We start from the raw sequence: 16,094 nt of genomic DNA on the forward strand, positions 1-16,094 counted from the left end.
CTGTATCTGGCCGCAGCCTTCGTCACAGTCCGTCAACTCATCCGCCGCGCCCGTGCGCTCTACCGCTGGGATACCCGACTCACCACCCGCAGGCTCAAGTAACGCCCATTTGCCGGTCGCTCTAAGTGCCGTGACGACGCCCAACGCGGCATAGACACCACAGGCGACGTCCCACGCCGGCAGTACGTGGTTCACCGGTCCGGACAATGCCGCCGGACCGGTTACGGCCGGAAACCCCGTCGCCGCGTTCACGGTGTAGTCGACGGCCGTGCTGCCGTCGACCCGGCCCTTGACCTGGACGTGGATGACGTCGCTGCGCTCTTCCCGCAGCCGATCGTAGGACAGCGCAGGTTGCCCGACGACGTTGGAGATCACAATCCCACCGCGATCGCCGCCGACGTGAAGCAGCTCATGCAGCAGGAGTTGCCCCGAACGCGTCCTGAGGTCGATGTGTACCGAGCGCTTTCCCTTGTTTAGCCCAGCCCAGTACAGACTCTGCCCACTGTCGCTGATCGGCCAGCGGCGTGCGTCCGGTCCACCGCCGACCGGGTCGATGCGGATCACGTCCGCGCCGAGGTGGGCCAGCGTCATGCCGGCAAGGGGTGCGGCTACGAAAGACGAAATCTCCAGGACTGTGATGCCGCCCAACGGACTCGTCGGGTTCGCGGACACCTTCATGGCATGCCTGTTTCGGTCGAGGCGACAATGTTGTGGGCCCGGCGGAGGACCGGCTCGTCGACCATCACGCCGTCGACGGCGGACACGCCGCGACCCGCTTCGCGTAGCACCTGGTGTGCCCAGTCGAGTTCGCTGCGAGTCGGTGCGAAGCCCGCATGGACGGGCGCGATCTGGGACGGATGAATGAGTAGCTTCCCGCCGTATCCGAGGCGTTTCGCTCGGCGCGTGTCGCTACCCAGCTTGCCGACGGCGGTTAGGTTGGCGGTGATCCCGTCGATGGGAGCGGGGAGGTGCCGCCGGGCGGACGTGTAGACCAGGCGGGAGCGGGCCCACAGCAACGCCATGTCATCGTCGGGGTCGATCCCCAGCTCGGCAGCCAGGTCAAGGTGGCCGAACGCGAGACGGAGCACGTTTGGTTGCGCCGCGATGTAATCGCACTCGGCCACGCCCTCGGCGGATTCGATGAGCGCTACCGCGCTGATCGACGGATAGGCGCGCCGCAGTGCGTCGACGGACTCTGGCGTTGCCTTGGGGACCATTACCACGGTTGTTCGGGGCAAGGCTTGGAGGTCCTGCTGCCCGACCGCTGCCGTGATCTGGTTAGCCCGGATGATGGTGGGGCGTTCGGTACCCGCGTTGCGATCGAGGGCTGCGCGGGCCGTGGACTTATTCTCCGGGGGTACCGAGTCTTCCAGGTCGACGATGACGACGTCAGCGTCTGTGGCGATGGCTTTGGCCACCACATGTGGTCGGTCGCCTGGTACGAAGAGAAAACTACGGGCCCGTGCAACGACGTCGGACAGCGCTGCTGTCCGCAGTTCACGGTCGTTCACGCGTCCCTCCTGGCCCGACTCGAGAGGAACGCCTCGACGGCTGACGCACAGGCGGCAGATGTAAACGCCTGCTCGCTTGCACGGAGGGAGATTTCGGTCATTGCGGTGTCGTCGCTGTCACAGGACGCATCGATGACGAACTTGCAGAGGCCGATCGCGAGCGGTGACAACGCAAGGAACTGCTGCGCGAGCACCATGGCGCGATCGAATGATCGCCCCGCGGGGACGACTTCGTTGACCAGCCCCCACTCCGCGGCCGTACGGGCCGAGATGGGCTCTCCGAGCAGTTGCAGCTGCTTGGCCCGGCCCGGACCGATCCGCCGGGCCACCCTGAATGTGCCGCCACTACTGGGGAACAGGCCGAGCTTGATCTCGGGGGAGCCGATGAGGATCTGTTCCTCCGCTACGATCAGGTCACAGCACACGGCGATCTCCAGGCCGCCGCCGAGGCAGTGACCGTTGAGTGCAGCGATCGTGGGCTTGTTCAGATCATGCAGTGCCGAGAAGGCCCTCATCTGCGGGCGCAGCTTCCGCTCGACCGCTTGGCCCGGTCCCAGCATCGTGGAGAACTCGACGATGTCCGAGCCGGCGCTAAACATCCGGCCGCCGGCGGCGGTGATGATCAAGGCGCCGATGTCAGGATCCGAGGCCACGGATGCGGCGATGGCACCCAGGGTCCTGGCGATATCGACCGTGATGGCGTTGACCGGCGGATTGTCGAGCGTCACCACGGCAATGCGCCCGGCCCGCGTACAACGGATCGGCGAGTTGCTGCCAGCCCCGATGTGCCGCGGCGGGATGGCCGCCCCTGGAGCCCGCTGGGGCTGTGCGGTGACCACGCTAGATCAGCCCCTGCGATCGGAGCTGCTGGAGATCCTGCGACGTAAGCCCGAGCAGTCGTCCGTACACGGTGGTGTTGTCCGCCCCGACGGTCCGGCCAAGGTGGCGAATCTGGCCGGGAGTCCTCGACATGCGGGCGACCGGCGCCTGGACCCGGACGCGATCCAGGTCCTCGTCCGGCACCGTGACGAAGGTCCCTCGCGCCGCGAGATGCGGGTCCGCCATCAGCTGGGCCGCGTCGTACACCGGCCCCGCCGCGACGCCGGTCGCCGCAAAGCGTGCCAGAACCTCGGTGAGCGGTCGGGCACGCACCCATCGGGCGATCAGGTCGTCGACCGCGTCGCGATTCTGGATGCGGCGCGACGGATCGGCGTACTCGGGATCCTCCTTGAGTTCGGGCCGGCCGATCGCGTCGTAGACGCGAAGCGCGATCGTCGGCGAGCTCCCTGACAGGGCAATCCACTGACGGTCGCCGGTCTGGTATGTGTTGCGGGGCACGCTGATGCTCCACCGGTTGCCTTCGCGGCCGGGTACCACGCCCAGTTGGTCGTAGGTGAGGGTCGCCTGTTCGGCGAAGCGGGCGATCGGCTCGAGCAGGCTCAGATCGATCAACTGTCCGTTTCCGGTTCGTTCGCGGTACCTCAATGCGGTTGCGACGGCGAAAGCCCCGTGCACACCCGCGATGCAGTCGGCGAGCATTAAGCCGGGAAGCGTTGGAGGACCGTCCGGTTCGCCGGTGAGGTGGGCGAACCCGCTCATGGCCTCGCCGATCGTGCCGAAACCGGGGCGATCGCTGTACGGGCCGCCCGCTCCGTAGCCCGTCACGTGCACCATGACCAAGCCTGGGTTGGCGGCGCTGAGGCGCTCGTAGGTCAGGCTCCATGTTCGCAACGTCGTGGGGCGGGTGTTGACGATCAGGACGTCGGCCGTGGCGGCGAGCTGGCGGAGCATCTCCTGGCCCCGCTGCGCGCGTAGGTTGAGTGAGACGGATTTCTTGTTCCGGCTCAGGCTCTTCCACATCAGGTTGACGCCGTCCTTGGACGAGCCCCACTGGCGGATGGGATCTCCAGATCCTGGTTGTTCGATCTTGATAATTTCCGCGCCGTACTCGCCCAGGTAGGTGGCGATGAGTGGGCCGGCCACCAACGTGGCGGCGTCGAGCACCGTGATGCCATCCAAGGCGTGCGGGGGGTAACTCGTCTCAGTCATTCGTTCTCCACTCAGCGACCGCCGTTACAGCTGAACAGCAACGGTCTTCGTCTCCAGAAACTCCTTGATGCCGTCCGGCCCACCCTCAATGCCCAGGCCGGATTGCTTGACCCCGCCGAAGGGTGCGGTCGGATCGGAGATGGTGCCCGTGTTGAGCCCGACACAGCCGACCTCCAGTTGCTCACTGACGCGGAGCGCCCGACTGAGGTCGCGGGTGAAGACGTAGGCCGCCAGACCGAACTCGGTGGCGTTGGCGTGCGCCACGACGTCGGCTTCGTCCTCGAACGTCATCAGTGCCGCGACGGGGCCGAAGATTTCCGTGGAGCACAGCTCGCTCTCCGGGGAGACGCCGGCCAGCACGGTCGGAGGATAGAAGTGTCCTCGCCCTTCGGCGGCGGCCCCGCCGAGGAGCACCGTGGCGCCGCGCCGCGTTGCGTCCCGTACGAGTCGGTCCACCTTGCGGATCGCCGTGCCGTCGATGAGTGGGCCGACGTCACCGAGCGCAGGCTGCTGGAGGTCCATGCGGAGACCCCGATACCGTTCGACGAGTCGTTTCGCGAACGGTTCGGCGATGCCGGCCTGGACGTAGAAGCGATTCGCCGAGGTGCAGGTCTGCCCCATGTTGCGCATCTTCGCTGCCATCGCAGACTCGACGGCAGCGTCGATGTCGGCGTCGTCGAACACCATGAACGCGGCGTTGCCGCCCAGCTCCATCGACGTGCTGATGACCGAGGCAGCGCATTGTTCGAGCAGACGCTTGCCGACCGCGGTCGAGCCTGTGAACGACAGCTTCCGCACGAGGCCGGTGGCGAGTATCTCGGTCACGATGGGGCTTGCGGCGGACGTTGGCACAACGTTCACGACGCCACCGGGCACCCCGACCCGCGTCAGGATCTCTGCGAGGGCGAGTGCGGACAACGGCGTTTGCGGTGCCGGCTTAAGCACGACACAGCATCCAGCTGCGAGCGCCGGGCCGATTTTGCGAGTCCCCATGGCCAGCGGGAAGTTCCACGGTGTGATGAGCAGTGAAGGACCGATGGGGCGGCGCATGACGATCGTCCGCCTGGCCGGGTTCTCCGGATGGTGAACGAACGACCCGGCCACCCGGACTGCCTCCTCGGCGAACCAGCGCAGGAACTCGGCCGCGTACTCCACCTCGGCTCGCGCCTGGGCGAATGGCTTGCCGACCTCCGCGGAGATCACCAGAGCGAGGCTGTCCTGTGCCTCGAGCAGTGCCTGATACCCGGCGCGCAGCAACTCACTGCGTTGCCTGGGCGGGGTCGCCGCCCAGGCAGCTTGTGCGTCTGCGGCCGCGCGAATGGCACGGACGGCGTCAGAGCGGTCAGCGTCGGCGACGGCGCACAGGACGTCGCCTGTTGCCGGATTCTCGACCGGCATGGTCCTGTTGCCTTCGGCAGGCGTCCAGTAGCCGCCGACGAAGAGGTCCTTCGGGACACTGCTGATCGCGGAGCGGGTTTGCTCAGGATCCATGCTCGTCCTCGGCTCGGGCACGGGCGAACTCGGCCAGTGATGCGAACTCCCAGTGCGGCTCGACGTCCACCGTCGGACGAGGTGTCGCGCCCCAGCCGTACTTCGGCTGCTGACGGAGAATCCGGACCGTCCTGACGCCGCGCCGTTGGGCCGGCACGTGGTCATGGAAGAGGCTTTCGGCGACATGCAGCAGTTGGCTCTGGTCCAGCCCCACGGATCGCAGATGGGCGGAGAGCACGTCGAAGTTGCGTTGCGCGGGCTTGTACGACCCGATGTCTTCCGCGGTCAGGATGGCGTCGAAGGTGACGCCGAGTTTGGTGTTGCTCTTGGCGAACGACGCGTTGTCGATGTTCGACAGGATGATGAGCTGGTAGTACTGGTGCAGTGACGCCAGCGCCTCCGCGGAGTCGGAAAAGGCCGGCCAGTCGGGCACCGAGGTGGCCAGGCGCTCCCGGTCGTCCGCGGACACCGATGCGCCCAGCTCCACGCCGACTCGGGCGAAGCTCTCCGCCAGGATGCCCGGGTAGAGCTCGTGCGGCAGTTCGGCCTCGACCTCCGCCTCCTTCGCGGCGTAGGTGGCGAGCAGTTGCTCGGCGGAGATGTCGAGCCCGCGGTCCTTGGCCCACGGCCCGAGCACCGCTGAGATGCCGGAGTCCCAGTCGATGAGGGTTCCGTAGCAGTCGAAGCTCAGCGCGCGAAAGTCAGACAGTCGCATCGGGTCGTCTCCATTCTGGTTTAGGTTGATTCGCGTCCACGGCGCTAAACGCGCGTGGCTGTTACTCGAAGAGCTCTTGCGGGGCCTCGACGAGCGCCTGCGTGAGCAACGCGACCATCTCGTCCAGGTCCGATGCGGTGCTCACCAAGGGCGGTCCGATCTGGACGACCGCATCGCCCCGGTCGTCGGCCCGGGCGATGAGTCCGAGTTCCCGGAACTTCCGCGGCAGGTAGCCGCGGATCAGTGCCTCTCGGTTCGCGTCGCCCAGACGCTCCCCGCTCAGCGCGGCCAGTTCAGCCGCCCAGAAGAAGCCGTCACCGCGGACATCGGCGACCATCGGCAGATCGCGCAGGGCGGCCATCTTTTGCGCAAGGTAGGGAGTCAGTTTCGTGACGTTCGCCAGCACCTCGTCGCGCGCGAAGATCTCGAGGTTCGTCAGGGCGATCGATGCCGACAGGGGGTGTCCGGCGAAGGTGATGCCGTGCGAGAGCGGGCGGTTCGGCTCATAGAGTGGCGCCGCCACGCGCTCGTTGATGATGACCGCACCGAGTGGTGCGTACGCTGAAGTGATTCCCTTGGCGACCGTGATGAGGTCCGGGACGATTCCCGTTGTAGCCACGGCGAAGTAGCCGTCGACGCGCCCGAATGCGGTGATCACCTCGTCCGCGACCAGCAGGAAACCGTACCGATCCGCTAGAGCCCGCAGCCCCTGCCAGTAGCCAGCCGGTGGCGTCAGGCACCCGCCGGCGTTCTGAACCGGCTCAGCAATGAGCATGGCGACCTGCGCCGGGTCCGCGGCGAGGATGACGGCCTCGGTCTCGGCGAGCAGGCGGGCGGCGAAGGCGGCCTCATCCACCTCCGGGGTGCGGTACCGGTTTGTGTTGGGGGCGTGGTGGACGCTGATCGCGGGCGGGTCGAACGGCGCCTTGAGCGCCGGGATTCCGGTCATCGCGAGCGCCCCGAGGCTCAGCCCGTGGTACGCCGTGCGCCGGGCGATCACCTTCACCCGCCGGCCCTCGCCGCGAGCGTTGTGGTACAGACGGACCAGTTTGTACGCCGATTCCACTGCCTCCGAGCCGCCGCCGGTGAAGAACACCTTGGACATCCCCGGTGGCGCGATGCCGGAGATACGCTCGGCCAGCTCGATCGCTGGCACGTGCGCCGTGCTCCACAGCGTGTTGAATGACAGTCGACGGAGTTGCGCACTCGCTGCGGCGGCGAACTCGTCCCCGTAGGAGTAGCCGAGCTGTGCGCAGAACAGACTACTGAGCGCATCGATGTAGCGGCGTCCCTGGGTGTCCCAGACGTGCACCCCGTCGCCTCGGACCAGGACTGGGGGCTGCCAGCCGTCGGAGAACTTCCCGTGGTTGCCGAAGTGAAGGAGCAAGTGTTTGTGGAGGGCTTCCTGGTATCGGTCGTGTGACCACATTGGCGGCGTCCTCAGCTGATTGGTCATGGGTTACGCTGCGACACGACGGTGCCACCTTGGATGACGTAGACGATGTGCTTCGCCGGTTCGGCAAGTACGGTGGCGTCGCTGAGCGGGTCGCCGTCCACAACCAGAAGGTCGGCATGCCCGCCCACGCGTGTCGTTCCGATCTGGCCCGTCATTCCCACGAGCTCCGCGGCGAGGCTCGTGGCCCCGCGGAGGACGGTGAGCGCCGGCTGTAGCTCGCTGCGAATCCTGAACTCCATGGACTGGAAGTCGTGGAGCTCACCGAGGAGATCGGTGCCGAAGACGATCTTCACGCCGGCGGCGCTGGCTCGTTCCATGGCCGTGAGGCCGGCATTCATCACCGCCGAGAGCTTCTCGAAGTTGGACGGTGGCAGGCCGAACTCTCGGCCGTGCTCATGCAGCGCCCAGTAGGCGACGAGCGTGGGCACCAAGAACGCTTCGTGAGCTACGAGCAGCTTGATGCTGCTTTCGTCGATGAGGTTTCCGTGCTCGATTGACCGGACACCGCTTTGCAATGCGCGCTCGACCGACCGCGGTGTGTAGGCGTGGGCTGCGACGTAGCGGCTCGCGGCCGTGGCCTCCTCGACGATCGCCGTCAGTTCCGCCAGCGAGTATTGGGTCGAGTCGATCCGATCGGTGGGAGAGGCGATTCCCCCGCCGGCCATGACTTTCAGATGGTCGGCGCCGCGGCGAAGTTCGTCGCGTGCCGCCGCGCGGACGGCATCGACGCCATCGGCGACCCGACCGATTCCCGTGCAGCACGGGTGAGCGTCGTGCACGTGGTCCCCCGCGCCACGGCTGTCGCCGTGACCGCCGGTCTGACTCAGGGCCTTCCCGCAGTACAGCAGACGGGGGCCGCGGATGAGCCCTTCCCGCTGGGCACGAGCGAGCCCGTAGTCGGCTCCGCTGGCATCACGAACGGTAGTGAAGCCCCGCTGCAGCATCCCCGCCATGATGCGGCCGGCGTGGGCGTGCACATAGCTGGGCGCCCATCGGGGAAGGGTGGCCAGGTCCACGGTCGCCGCCGTGACATGCACATGCGCGTCGATCAGTCCCGGAATCACCGCCGCTCCTGCCACGTCCAGGACTCGTGCGTCCGCCGGCGTCGTCAGGTTGTAGCCGAGTTCCTCGATGCGTCCACCGACCGCGATCAGGTCAATGTTTTCGCCGTACGTACCCGTCTCGATATCAGCGACCATCGCGTGGCGGATGTGTAGGGGTGGGTGGGCCATACCTGTAGTCCTTCCCTCGGACATCTGATGCGCCACTGGTCGAGGCCCCGGCCTGTTTCGGGGTCGCGACTTTGAGGTCACGACGCGGTGTGGTCGCCGCGTTTCGGTGCACCACCGGGTACCTCGTCGGTCCTTCGCTGCGGAAGCCGAGGCTGAGAGTGCGGGCTGTCGTTGGTGCTCACATCGCAGGGGCAACTCGAGCGGCGATGCAATCATCCATGCAGAATGCCAAGATTGCAAGCTCTCTTGCAACCAACTGAAGTCCTCGCTAGAGTCCGGTGCCACACGGCAGCCTTGCGGCACGACGGGAGTCGAGTCCCTCGGTCCGCAGAGAAAGGCAAACCCTCTTAGATCAGCCTTCCCGCAGCAGCGAGGAGGCTTCCCAGATCAGATTCGGCCCGGAGGGCATGAGCTATGAAACTCAACAACCGCCTGTTGGCCGCGATCGTCGCCATCGGCGTCGGCACCTCGATGGTCGCGTGTTCGTCCTCTGCCCGACAGCCTGGCGGCGGTGCCGCGAACGAGTGCAGGGACGAGGTCAGCTCGGGCGTCACGAAGGAGATCATCACGCTCGGAACGACGTTGCCGCTGTCGGGCTCGGCGGCTTCCACCTCGCAGAACGCGCGGAAGGGCGAAGAGGCGGCGATCCAATTCCTTAACAAACAGGGTGGGCTGCACGGGCGACGGATCGAGATGAAGTTCCTCGACGATCAGTACCTGCCGGCCAAGGCGCAGGCCAACGTCAGGCAGCTGATCCAGCAGGACAACGTCTTCATGCTGGTCGGGGGCAGCGGGACCGGAACAACGCTGGCCTGGGCTCCCACCCTCAACCAGTTCAACGTACCGGCGGTCGGGCCCTACGCAGGGTCGAGCAACTTGGGCACGATGAAAACGCCGTACCTGTACATGCTATTCCCTGACTACGGCGCCCAGCTTGCCGCGCTGGTCAAGTACGCCATCGCGCACAGTGACGTGAAGAAGATCGGCGTCGTCAGCATCCAGGGTGACATCCTGGAGGACGCGCGGCGGGGTATCGACTCAGTGCTCGCGGCGTCTGACATCGCCGTCGAATACTTCCCAGAGACCGCGGGCACGACCAACTTCGCCCCACTCGCCACCAGCGTCAAGGCGTTCGGTGCGGACCTGGTCGTCCTGCTGATGACGAACGGGGACACGGCCGGCTTCCTAAACGCGACTCGACGGCTCGGCTTCTCGCCCCGCTACGCGGCCTGGCCCGGCATGGCCGACAAGAGCTGGATCGCATCCTACGGCGATATCTCGGAAGGCATGCTGGTCGCCAACCCGGTGGCAAACCCCGGATCCGACAGTCCCGCCGTCGCCGAGTTCCGGAAGCATTACATGGAGCTCACCGGCGAAGCGCCGACGCTGTTCAATGAGATCGGTTGGGTCCAGGTCATGGTCGCTGCGAAGGCGATCGAGAAGGCGACGTACGTGACACGCCCCTGCGTCATCGACGCGTTGAACGCTCTGTCTGGCTACGAGACCGGCCTCGTCCCGCCGATCACCTTCGGCAAGGAGGACCGGCAGGGTTCCACAGCCATCGAGGTGGACCAGATCACGGGCGGATCGCTGGTAACGGTCGAGCCGTTCGCGAACCCTGCCAAATAGGTGTTCTGATGTCAGGACTTCCAAAGCCCAGTGACATACTGACGACACTCATTGCGGGCCTCGGCACCGGCTGCCTCTACGCCCTGTTCGTCCTGGGCATCATTCTGATGTTCCGGGTCAGCAAACAGGTCTCCTTCGCCTACGGGCAGACCGGAATGATCGCCGCACTGGGGAGCTGGTTCCTGTACGAGCAACGGGTCCTGCCGGTGTGGATGGCGCTCGTCGCCGGTCTTGGCGCGGCGATCGTCATCTCGGGTGCGACCGAGATGTTCGTCATCCGTCGCGCTTCCAGGATCCGGCCGAGCTTTGACCTCATCGTCACCCTGGGAATGTTCCTCGTTCTCACGGCGGCCGCCGAGCAGGTGTTCGGCTCGGAGTCGCACGCGTACGTTCCCCTCCTGGCCGACCGCGGTTGGAACGCCCCGGGCGCCTACCTCAACATGAGCGACCCCTTGGTCGCCGTGATGAGCGGCTCGATCATCGTGATCGCTTACCTGGCAATCAAGCGCACCGGCCTTGGGGTCTCGATTCGCGCGTGTGCCGAGGATCCGGCCATCGCGCAATCGTTCGGGGTGAATGTGGGACTCGTCCGGACCGGTGTCTGGATGCTCGGCGGGCTCATCGCCGGGCTGGTCTCGATCCTCTTCGCCAGCCGCCTGTTCGTCGATACCAGCTTCATGCTCCCGATACTGATCAACGGCTTCGTAGCGGCGATGGTCGGTGGCCTCGAACGCTTCTGGGCACCGGTGCTCGTCGCAGTCTTACTGGGCGCCTATGAATCCCTCGTGGGACTGTTCTTCGGTTCGACCGCGAGCGTCCCTGCAATCTTCGTGGTCCTCATCGTCGTACTCACGGCCGCACCTTCCCGCTGGATCGCTGATGAACAGGTACGCCCATGAGAGGGGTCCCTATGCCAACAGGTGGGCGCGACGTGCGCGCAGTGCCCGGGCCTCGAGGTCGCTCGGCGCTGAACCACGCGATCGCGATTCCCGCATTCGCTCTGGTCGGTGTGGCCGCTCCGCTGGTGCTCAGCAGCTACTGGCTCTTCATCGTCGGTCAGGGCCTATTTTACGTGCTCGCGTGCTTGGGCCTGTTCCTGCTGTACGGCAGGTGCGGTCAGCTGTCGCTCGCCCATGCCGCCTCGATGGGTGTGGGCGCATACGTGGGCGTGGTGAGCGTCAACAACGGTGTCCTACCGGCCGTGTCACTCGTCCTCTCGATCGCCGCCGCGCTGCTCTTCGGCGCCCTTCAGGCCGGGCCCGCGATGAGACTGTCGGGTCTGCGGTTCGCCGTGGTCACCCTCGCATTCGGGTTCCTGTTCAACTGGATCATAGAGAACACCCCGTCGATCACGGGGGGCACGCAAGGACTCTCCGCCCCCTCGATTGAGATAGCCGGCCTGGCGCTACTGGACCCCGATGATGCGCTCTGGGCCGGGCTTGTGCTCGCGTACCTCGGAACCCTGCTCACGACACGCATCGCACGGACGAGGGCCGGCCTGCGCATGGTCGCCATCCGCGACTCGATCGAGGCCGCTCGGTCGGTCGGCATCAACGTCGCCAAAACCAAGGTTCTGGCATTTCTGCTCGGGTCCGCGTTCGCGGGCACGTCCGGCTGGCTGATCGCTTTCAGTTCCGGGTTCATATCGGCGGTGGACTTCAACCTGTTCGCATCAAGCTACCTGCTCATCGCCGTCCTGCTCGGCGGCGCCAACAGCGTCGCCGGGGCATGGATAGGCGCGGCGTACATCGTCCTCGTACCGCGGCTGTTCTCCGCCGTCGGACTCTCCGAAAGCTACCCGCTCCTCGGCGGGCTCATGTTGATCATCGTGGCTCTGCTGGCCCCCGACGGGATCGTCGGTCAGATCAGTACGGTCCGGCAGCGTCTCGGTTCGCTGCGGTTCCGCAGGCCCAGCCCGCCGACGCAGGAGACGGAGACCGCGGCATGAACGATTCGACCGGACTCCAAGTCGACGACCTCTCCGTCGAATTCGGCGCGGTGACCGCGCTCAACCACGTCTCCTGCGAGTTCCCGGCGAGCGGTATCAGCGGCCTGCTCGGACCCAACGGAGCTGGCAAAACCACGTTGCTGAACGTCGTCTCGGGGTTCCAAGTACCCAGCTCCGGCAGCGTTCGGGTGAACGGATCTGATCTCGCCGCGGATGGCATTCGGGCGCGCGTGCTGTCCGGCGTCGTTCGGACGTTTCAGACCGTACGGCTGTTGGAGAAGGAGACCGTCTTCGACAACGTGGCACTCGGCTGCGAGGGTCTCCAGCGGCATTCTCCGCTCAGGCAGGTTCTGGGAATCGGTAAGGGCCGGGCTGCCCGCAGACGAGACCACGACGTCACCATCGATGCGTTGGCCATGGTCGGGTTGGGCAGCCTTGCCCAACGCATGCCGGCCGAGCTGCCTTACGCCAAGCGGCGTCTGGTTGAGATCGCCCGGGCGATCGCGGGATCGCCGAAGGTTCTGCTGCTCGACGAACCGATGGCCGGGATGGACAGGGAGGCCAGGCTCGCTCTCCTTGACACCCTCGTAGAGGTCCAGGGGAGCCTCGGCATGACCATGGTCGTCGTCGAGCACGACATCGACATGGTGCGACGCCTATGTACCCATGTCGTGGTGCTGGCCGGCGGCGCGTTCGTCGCCGCCGGCCCGCCGGACGAGATCGTCGCCGACCCACGTGTCCAGGCGACCTACTTTGGAGCCGAAGATGCTCGCCATCAATGACTTAAATGCGTGGTACGGACAAACCCAAGCGCTGTTCGATGTGACACTAACGGTGGAGACAGGCCAGACGGTGGCATTGGTAGGAACCAACGGCGCAGGCAAGACGACGTTGGTCCGCTCGATACTCGGTTTGGTCCGGTCAACCGGCACGATCCAGTTCGATGGAGCCGAGCTATCCACGGTCCCGCCTCACCGCAGATCTCGAAAGCACGGGATGTCCGTCGTGCCCGAGGGGCGCGGCATGCTGAACTCGCTCACCGTTCAAGAGAACCTCGAACTCGGTTACCGACGGCTGTCCGCGCAAGACAGAGACTTCATCGAGCGTTCCTTCCCTAGGTTGAGCCGGCGGCTGGCGGAGAAGGTCAGCAACCTCTCAGGCGGCGAACAGCAGATGGTCGCGCTGTGCCGCGCCTTCATTCGCCGGCCCAAATTCCTGATCCTGGACGAACCTTCGTTGGGCCTCGCCCCGATTGTCGTCGACGACGTTTACTCCCAGCTGCGCGAGGCATGGAGTTCCGGCACGACACTGCTCGTCGAGCAGGACGTGGAAAGGGCCCGACAGGCATCCGACGTCATGTTCTTCATCGCCGCAGGACACATACTCGGCACTGCCCGATCCAGCGACAAGGCAGAGGTCGACCGCATGACCCGAGCCGCCTTCATGGATTCAAGTGCAGTCCGTGGATAGTCGTATGAGACACACCGCCAAGGAGCTAACACGACCACAAAGTGCCCAGTCCCCAGCCGCAAGTCCCCCTCGGTAGGCTGGATCAATGGGTCGCTTCGATACCGATAGTCACGTACCGCAGGACGAGCACGGCGAACTGAATCCTCAGCCGTCTGGCGAGGTCCTGCCCACAGATGGCTCCGACGTTGCGGGACTCAGTGGCTGGCTGGAGTCGCGCACCCCCCGGGAAGGGTTGTCCGCGAAGGTGGCCAAGGTCGTTCAAGTCCTAACCACACATCCGCGGTCTGCTTCGTACATCGGTGCGGCGGAGGTCGCAGAACGCGCCGGCGTCAACATCGCCACGGTCACCAGGACCGCGCAAAAGCTCGGGTTCGCCGGCTGGCCGGCGCTGCAACAGGAGCTACGGGCACGGTTCCTGCTGTCGCTGAGCCTCCCCGAGGTCGCGGCCGCACACGGTCAGCTGACGGGCTCACCCGCTACCGCCTCAGTGCAACAGGATCTGGACGCGCTTGTCGTATTGTCCCGGGCGCAAGACGTCGAAGTCTTCTCCTCGGTCGTCCACGCGATCGCGCACTCGCGCCAGACGCTGGTGGTCGCCCTGGGAAGCTACGCGGCCGTTGGCAAGGCGTTGGCACACAACGTGAGACTGATGGGCTATCCCGCGCTGCTGCTCGACGAGCCCACGACGATGGCCAACACGCTCGCGGGAGTCGGCCCCGGCGACGTCGTGGTAGCGGTGAGTTTCTGGCGGATGTATCGCAGTACGGTGCAGGCCGCCGAACTCGCGCGTGCCCGTGAGGCGACCGTCTGCGCCATCACCGACACCATCAGCAGTCCCCTTGCGGCATACGCTCATCACCTCCTGCTGACTCCCGCCGAGAGCGTCTCATTCTTCCCCTCGTTGACGGCCGGTGTCTCGGTAGCCCAAGCCCTGTGTGCTGAGCTCGCCTCGCTCGATCCCGAGCGGACTCGGCGAACCATCGCCACAGCCGAGGAAACCTGGGACTACTTCGGCTTGATGGATCGCCCACGAGGCCGGCGACTTGACGAGACATAAGGAGGTCGGCAGCCCGGACCTGATGGCGGTGTGCATTGATCCCGTCCGCTTGGTCGGCCTCGGTCAGGATGGATGTCCAGGGTCCAACACGGCAGGCCGGTCTCCTCGGCGCAACCCACCCTCCGCAGGCCAACGTCCTGCGGAGGGTGGGTTGCGGTCGGCCGGGCTGGACCGACAGGCCAACGCCCGCGCCTGGCAACGCTCCGCTGGGCGATTGCGTAGTCGAGCAACGAGGCTTTGAGCAGGGGTTCATGCCGTGAGGGGACGCCACCGGGGCCGAAGAAGCGGGTGAAGCCGTATCGGTGATCATGGAGTTCTCGACGCCCCGTGACCCGCAAGGAACTCACCCGCAGATGGCATCATCCCTCATCCCCGCACTGACTGTCACCGCGCCTGGCCCGGTCTTCGCGCCTGCCCCAGTCACTGATCGTGACCACGGCGGGCTGCTGCACGCCCTCGCCGCAGTCCCGGATCCCGCGTGACCCACGCGGGATCCGATATCCCTCGCCGGTCTGCTCACCGTCGCGGTCTGCGCCGTCCTGGCAGGCGCGTCGTCATTCGCCGCGATCAGCGACTGGCTGCACGACCTCGACGAGCAGGCCAAGACCCGGCTCGGGTTCGGCCGCCGGGTACCGGCGGGCACGACGATGTGGCGGCTGCTGACCCGCCTCGACGCCGGCCTGCTCACCCAGGTCCTCGCCGGCTGGCTGCGCACCCGCACCCGGCCCGCGCTGCCCCGGCCCCGCTGCTACCGCACCGTCATCGCCGTGGACGGCAAGACCCTGCGCGGCGCCCGCCGCCCCGACGGCGGCCACGTCCATCTCCTCGCCGCCCTGGACACCAGCACCGGCGTCGTCCTGGCCCAGGTGACCATCGAGGCGAAGCCGAACGAAATCCCGGCGTCCGCACCACTGCTCGACGCCGTCGAAGCCGTGCACGGCGACCTGACCGGGGTCGTATTCGTCGCCGACGCCCTGCACACCCAGACCCGCCACCGAAGTCACCGCCCGCGGCGCGCACCTGCTCGTACAGGTCAAAGCCAACCAGCCGACCTTGTTCGGCTCACCTCAAACGACTTCCCTGGGCCCAGGTCCCGGCGGGGGACCGCACCCGCGACCGCGGCCACGGCCGCCGCGAGACCCGCACCGTCAAAGCCATCACCCTGCATACCCCCGGCGGGATCGCGTTCCCGCACGCCGCACAGGCCGTCCGGGTCACCCACACCCGCATCACCGCCGGCCGGACCAGCCGCGAAACCGCCTACCTGACCGTGTCCCTACCCGCCGCCGACGCCCAGCCCACCGACCTGCAGGACTGGATCCGCCGCCACCGAAACATCGAGAACCGGCTGCACCACATCCGCGACGTGACGTTCCGTGAAGACCAGCATCAAGCCCGGACCGGCACCGGACCCGCCGTCATTCTCGACCGGATCGCTGTGCTGCGCCAGGAGAAGCTATACGGACGCATCCTGGACCCGGTCGGCCGGGCTGTCGAGGCCATCCCCATCGACCCGTGGGCCGGGCAACTGTAGTG

15 protein-coding genes and 2 pseudogenes are annotated in these 16,094 nt (G+C 66.4%); 9 read left to right on the forward strand and 8 right to left on the reverse strand.

Annotated elements, in window-relative coordinates; all coding sequences use genetic code 11:
* A pseudogene (locus tag ABD332_RS58620) lies at window positions 1–102 on the forward strand (IS5/IS1182 family transposase); the annotation flags it as partial.
* Window positions 103–126: 24 nt separating this feature from the next.
* Here ABD332_RS58620 and ABD332_RS58625 read toward each other — a convergent pair.
* The 8 genes and pseudogenes from ABD332_RS58625 to ABD332_RS58660 form a co-directional block, all read right to left on the reverse strand.
* Window positions 127–678, reverse strand: a pseudogene (locus ABD332_RS58625) (CoA transferase); the annotation flags it as partial.
* Complete coding sequence (locus ABD332_RS58630; protein WP_344515642.1) at window positions 675–1,511, reverse strand: HpcH/HpaI aldolase/citrate lyase family protein; 837 nt, start codon at window positions 1,509–1,511, stop codon at window positions 675–677. The pseudogene ABD332_RS58625 and the gene ABD332_RS58630, both read right to left, overlap by 4 nt.
* Complete coding sequence (locus tag ABD332_RS58635) at window positions 1,508–2,350, reverse strand: enoyl-CoA hydratase/isomerase family protein (RefSeq protein ID WP_344515644.1); 843 nt, start codon at window positions 2,348–2,350, stop codon at window positions 1,508–1,510. The genes ABD332_RS58630 and ABD332_RS58635 overlap by 4 nt, the downstream gene beginning before the upstream one ends.
* A 1-nt stretch (window position 2,351) precedes the next feature.
* Window positions 2,352–3,560, reverse strand: a complete 1,209-nt coding sequence (locus ABD332_RS58640; protein ID WP_344515646.1) for a CaiB/BaiF CoA transferase family protein — start codon at window positions 3,558–3,560, stop codon at window positions 2,352–2,354.
* Between the two features lie 24 nt (window positions 3,561–3,584).
* On the reverse strand, window positions 3,585–5,051 hold the full coding sequence (locus ABD332_RS58645) for an NAD-dependent succinate-semialdehyde dehydrogenase (protein WP_344515647.1): 1,467 nt from the start codon (window positions 5,049–5,051) through the stop codon (window positions 3,585–3,587).
* On the reverse strand, window positions 5,041–5,766 hold the full coding sequence (locus ABD332_RS58650) for a haloacid dehalogenase type II (protein WP_344515649.1): 726 nt from the start codon (window positions 5,764–5,766) through the stop codon (window positions 5,041–5,043). The genes ABD332_RS58645 and ABD332_RS58650 overlap by 11 nt, the downstream gene beginning before the upstream one ends.
* Before the next feature lie 61 nt (window positions 5,767–5,827).
* Window positions 5,828–7,222, reverse strand: coding sequence for an aminotransferase class III-fold pyridoxal phosphate-dependent enzyme (locus ABD332_RS58655; RefSeq protein ID WP_344515651.1), 1,395 nt, complete (start codon window positions 7,220–7,222; stop codon window positions 5,828–5,830).
* Complete coding sequence (locus ABD332_RS58660) at window positions 7,219–8,421, reverse strand: metal-dependent hydrolase family protein (RefSeq protein ID WP_344515653.1); 1,203 nt, start codon at window positions 8,419–8,421, stop codon at window positions 7,219–7,221. The genes ABD332_RS58655 and ABD332_RS58660 overlap by 4 nt, the downstream gene beginning before the upstream one ends.
* Before the next feature lie 447 nt (window positions 8,422–8,868).
* Between ABD332_RS58660 and ABD332_RS58665 the strand changes: the two genes are divergently transcribed.
* The 8 genes from ABD332_RS58665 to ABD332_RS58700 all read left to right on the forward strand — a co-directional run bounded on the left by ABD332_RS58665 (window position 8,869) and on the right by ABD332_RS58700 (window position 16,092).
* Window positions 8,869–10,083 (forward strand): ABC transporter substrate-binding protein, encoded by a 1,215-nt coding sequence (locus ABD332_RS58665; protein ID WP_344515655.1) that lies wholly within the window; start codon window positions 8,869–8,871, stop codon window positions 10,081–10,083.
* A gap of 8 nt (window positions 10,084–10,091) precedes the next feature.
* Window positions 10,092–10,982, forward strand: coding sequence for a branched-chain amino acid ABC transporter permease (locus ABD332_RS58670; RefSeq protein ID WP_344515657.1), 891 nt, complete (start codon window positions 10,092–10,094; stop codon window positions 10,980–10,982).
* 32 nt (window positions 10,983–11,014) lie between these two features.
* Window positions 11,015–12,031, forward strand: coding sequence for a branched-chain amino acid ABC transporter permease (locus ABD332_RS58675; RefSeq protein ID WP_344515659.1), 1,017 nt, complete (start codon window positions 11,015–11,017; stop codon window positions 12,029–12,031).
* Window positions 12,028–12,813 (forward strand): ABC transporter ATP-binding protein, encoded by a 786-nt coding sequence (locus tag ABD332_RS58680; protein WP_344515661.1) that lies wholly within the window; start codon window positions 12,028–12,030, stop codon window positions 12,811–12,813. The genes ABD332_RS58675 and ABD332_RS58680 overlap by 4 nt, the downstream gene beginning before the upstream one ends.
* Window positions 12,797–13,501 carry an ABC transporter ATP-binding protein gene (locus ABD332_RS58685; protein ID WP_344515663.1) on the forward strand — a complete coding sequence of 235 codons (705 nt, stop codon included), beginning with the start codon at window positions 12,797–12,799 and terminating at the stop codon, window positions 13,499–13,501. Before ABD332_RS58680 ends, ABD332_RS58685 begins: the two co-directional genes overlap by 17 nt.
* 85 nt (window positions 13,502–13,586) lie before the next feature.
* Complete coding sequence (locus ABD332_RS58690; protein ID WP_344515665.1) at window positions 13,587–14,558, forward strand: MurR/RpiR family transcriptional regulator; 972 nt, start codon at window positions 13,587–13,589, stop codon at window positions 14,556–14,558.
* 539 nt (window positions 14,559–15,097) lie between these two features.
* Window positions 15,098–15,826, forward strand: a complete 729-nt coding sequence (locus ABD332_RS58695) for a transposase (protein ID WP_344515685.1) — start codon at window positions 15,098–15,100, stop codon at window positions 15,824–15,826.
* Between the two features lie 2 nt (window positions 15,827–15,828).
* Window positions 15,829–16,092: a hypothetical protein gene (locus tag ABD332_RS58700; RefSeq protein WP_344515667.1), complete on the forward strand. Its 264-nt coding sequence runs from the start codon at window positions 15,829–15,831 to the stop codon at window positions 16,090–16,092.
* Window positions 16,093–16,094: the final 2 nt, after the last annotated feature.

Origin of the sequence: Dactylosporangium maewongense (genome assembly GCF_039531485.1) — a bacterium.
Lineage (GTDB): Bacteria > Actinomycetota > Actinomycetes > Mycobacteriales > Micromonosporaceae > Dactylosporangium > Dactylosporangium maewongense.

What these genes read in the sequence shown, in the direction of transcription:
- ABD332_RS58640 (WP_344515646.1), bottom strand. Translation starts at nt 3,560, where the DNA reads ATGACTGAGACGAGTTACCCCCCGCACGCCTTGGATGGCATCACGGTG.
- ABD332_RS58645 (WP_344515647.1), bottom strand. Translation starts at nt 5,051, where the DNA reads ATGGATCCTGAGCAAACCCGCTCCGCGATCAGCAGTGTCCCGAAGGAC.
- ABD332_RS58650 (WP_344515649.1), bottom strand. Translation starts at nt 5,766, where the DNA reads ATGCGACTGTCTGACTTTCGCGCGCTGAGCTTCGACTGCTACGGAACC.
- ABD332_RS58655 (WP_344515651.1), bottom strand. Translation starts at nt 7,222, where the DNA reads ATGACCAATCAGCTGAGGACGCCGCCAATGTGGTCACACGACCGATAC.
- ABD332_RS58660 (WP_344515653.1), bottom strand. Translation starts at nt 8,421, where the DNA reads ATGGTCGCTGATATCGAGACGGGTACGTACGGCGAAAACATTGACCTG.
- ABD332_RS58665 (WP_344515655.1), top strand. Translation starts at nt 8,869, where the DNA reads ATGAAACTCAACAACCGCCTGTTGGCCGCGATCGTCGCCATCGGCGTC.
- ABD332_RS58670 (WP_344515657.1), top strand. Translation starts at nt 10,092, where the DNA reads ATGTCAGGACTTCCAAAGCCCAGTGACATACTGACGACACTCATTGCG.
- ABD332_RS58680 (WP_344515661.1), top strand. Translation starts at nt 12,028, where the DNA reads ATGAACGATTCGACCGGACTCCAAGTCGACGACCTCTCCGTCGAATTC.
- ABD332_RS58685 (WP_344515663.1), top strand. Translation starts at nt 12,797, where the DNA reads ATGCTCGCCATCAATGACTTAAATGCGTGGTACGGACAAACCCAAGCG.
- ABD332_RS58690 (WP_344515665.1), top strand. Translation starts at nt 13,587, where the DNA reads ATGGGTCGCTTCGATACCGATAGTCACGTACCGCAGGACGAGCACGGC.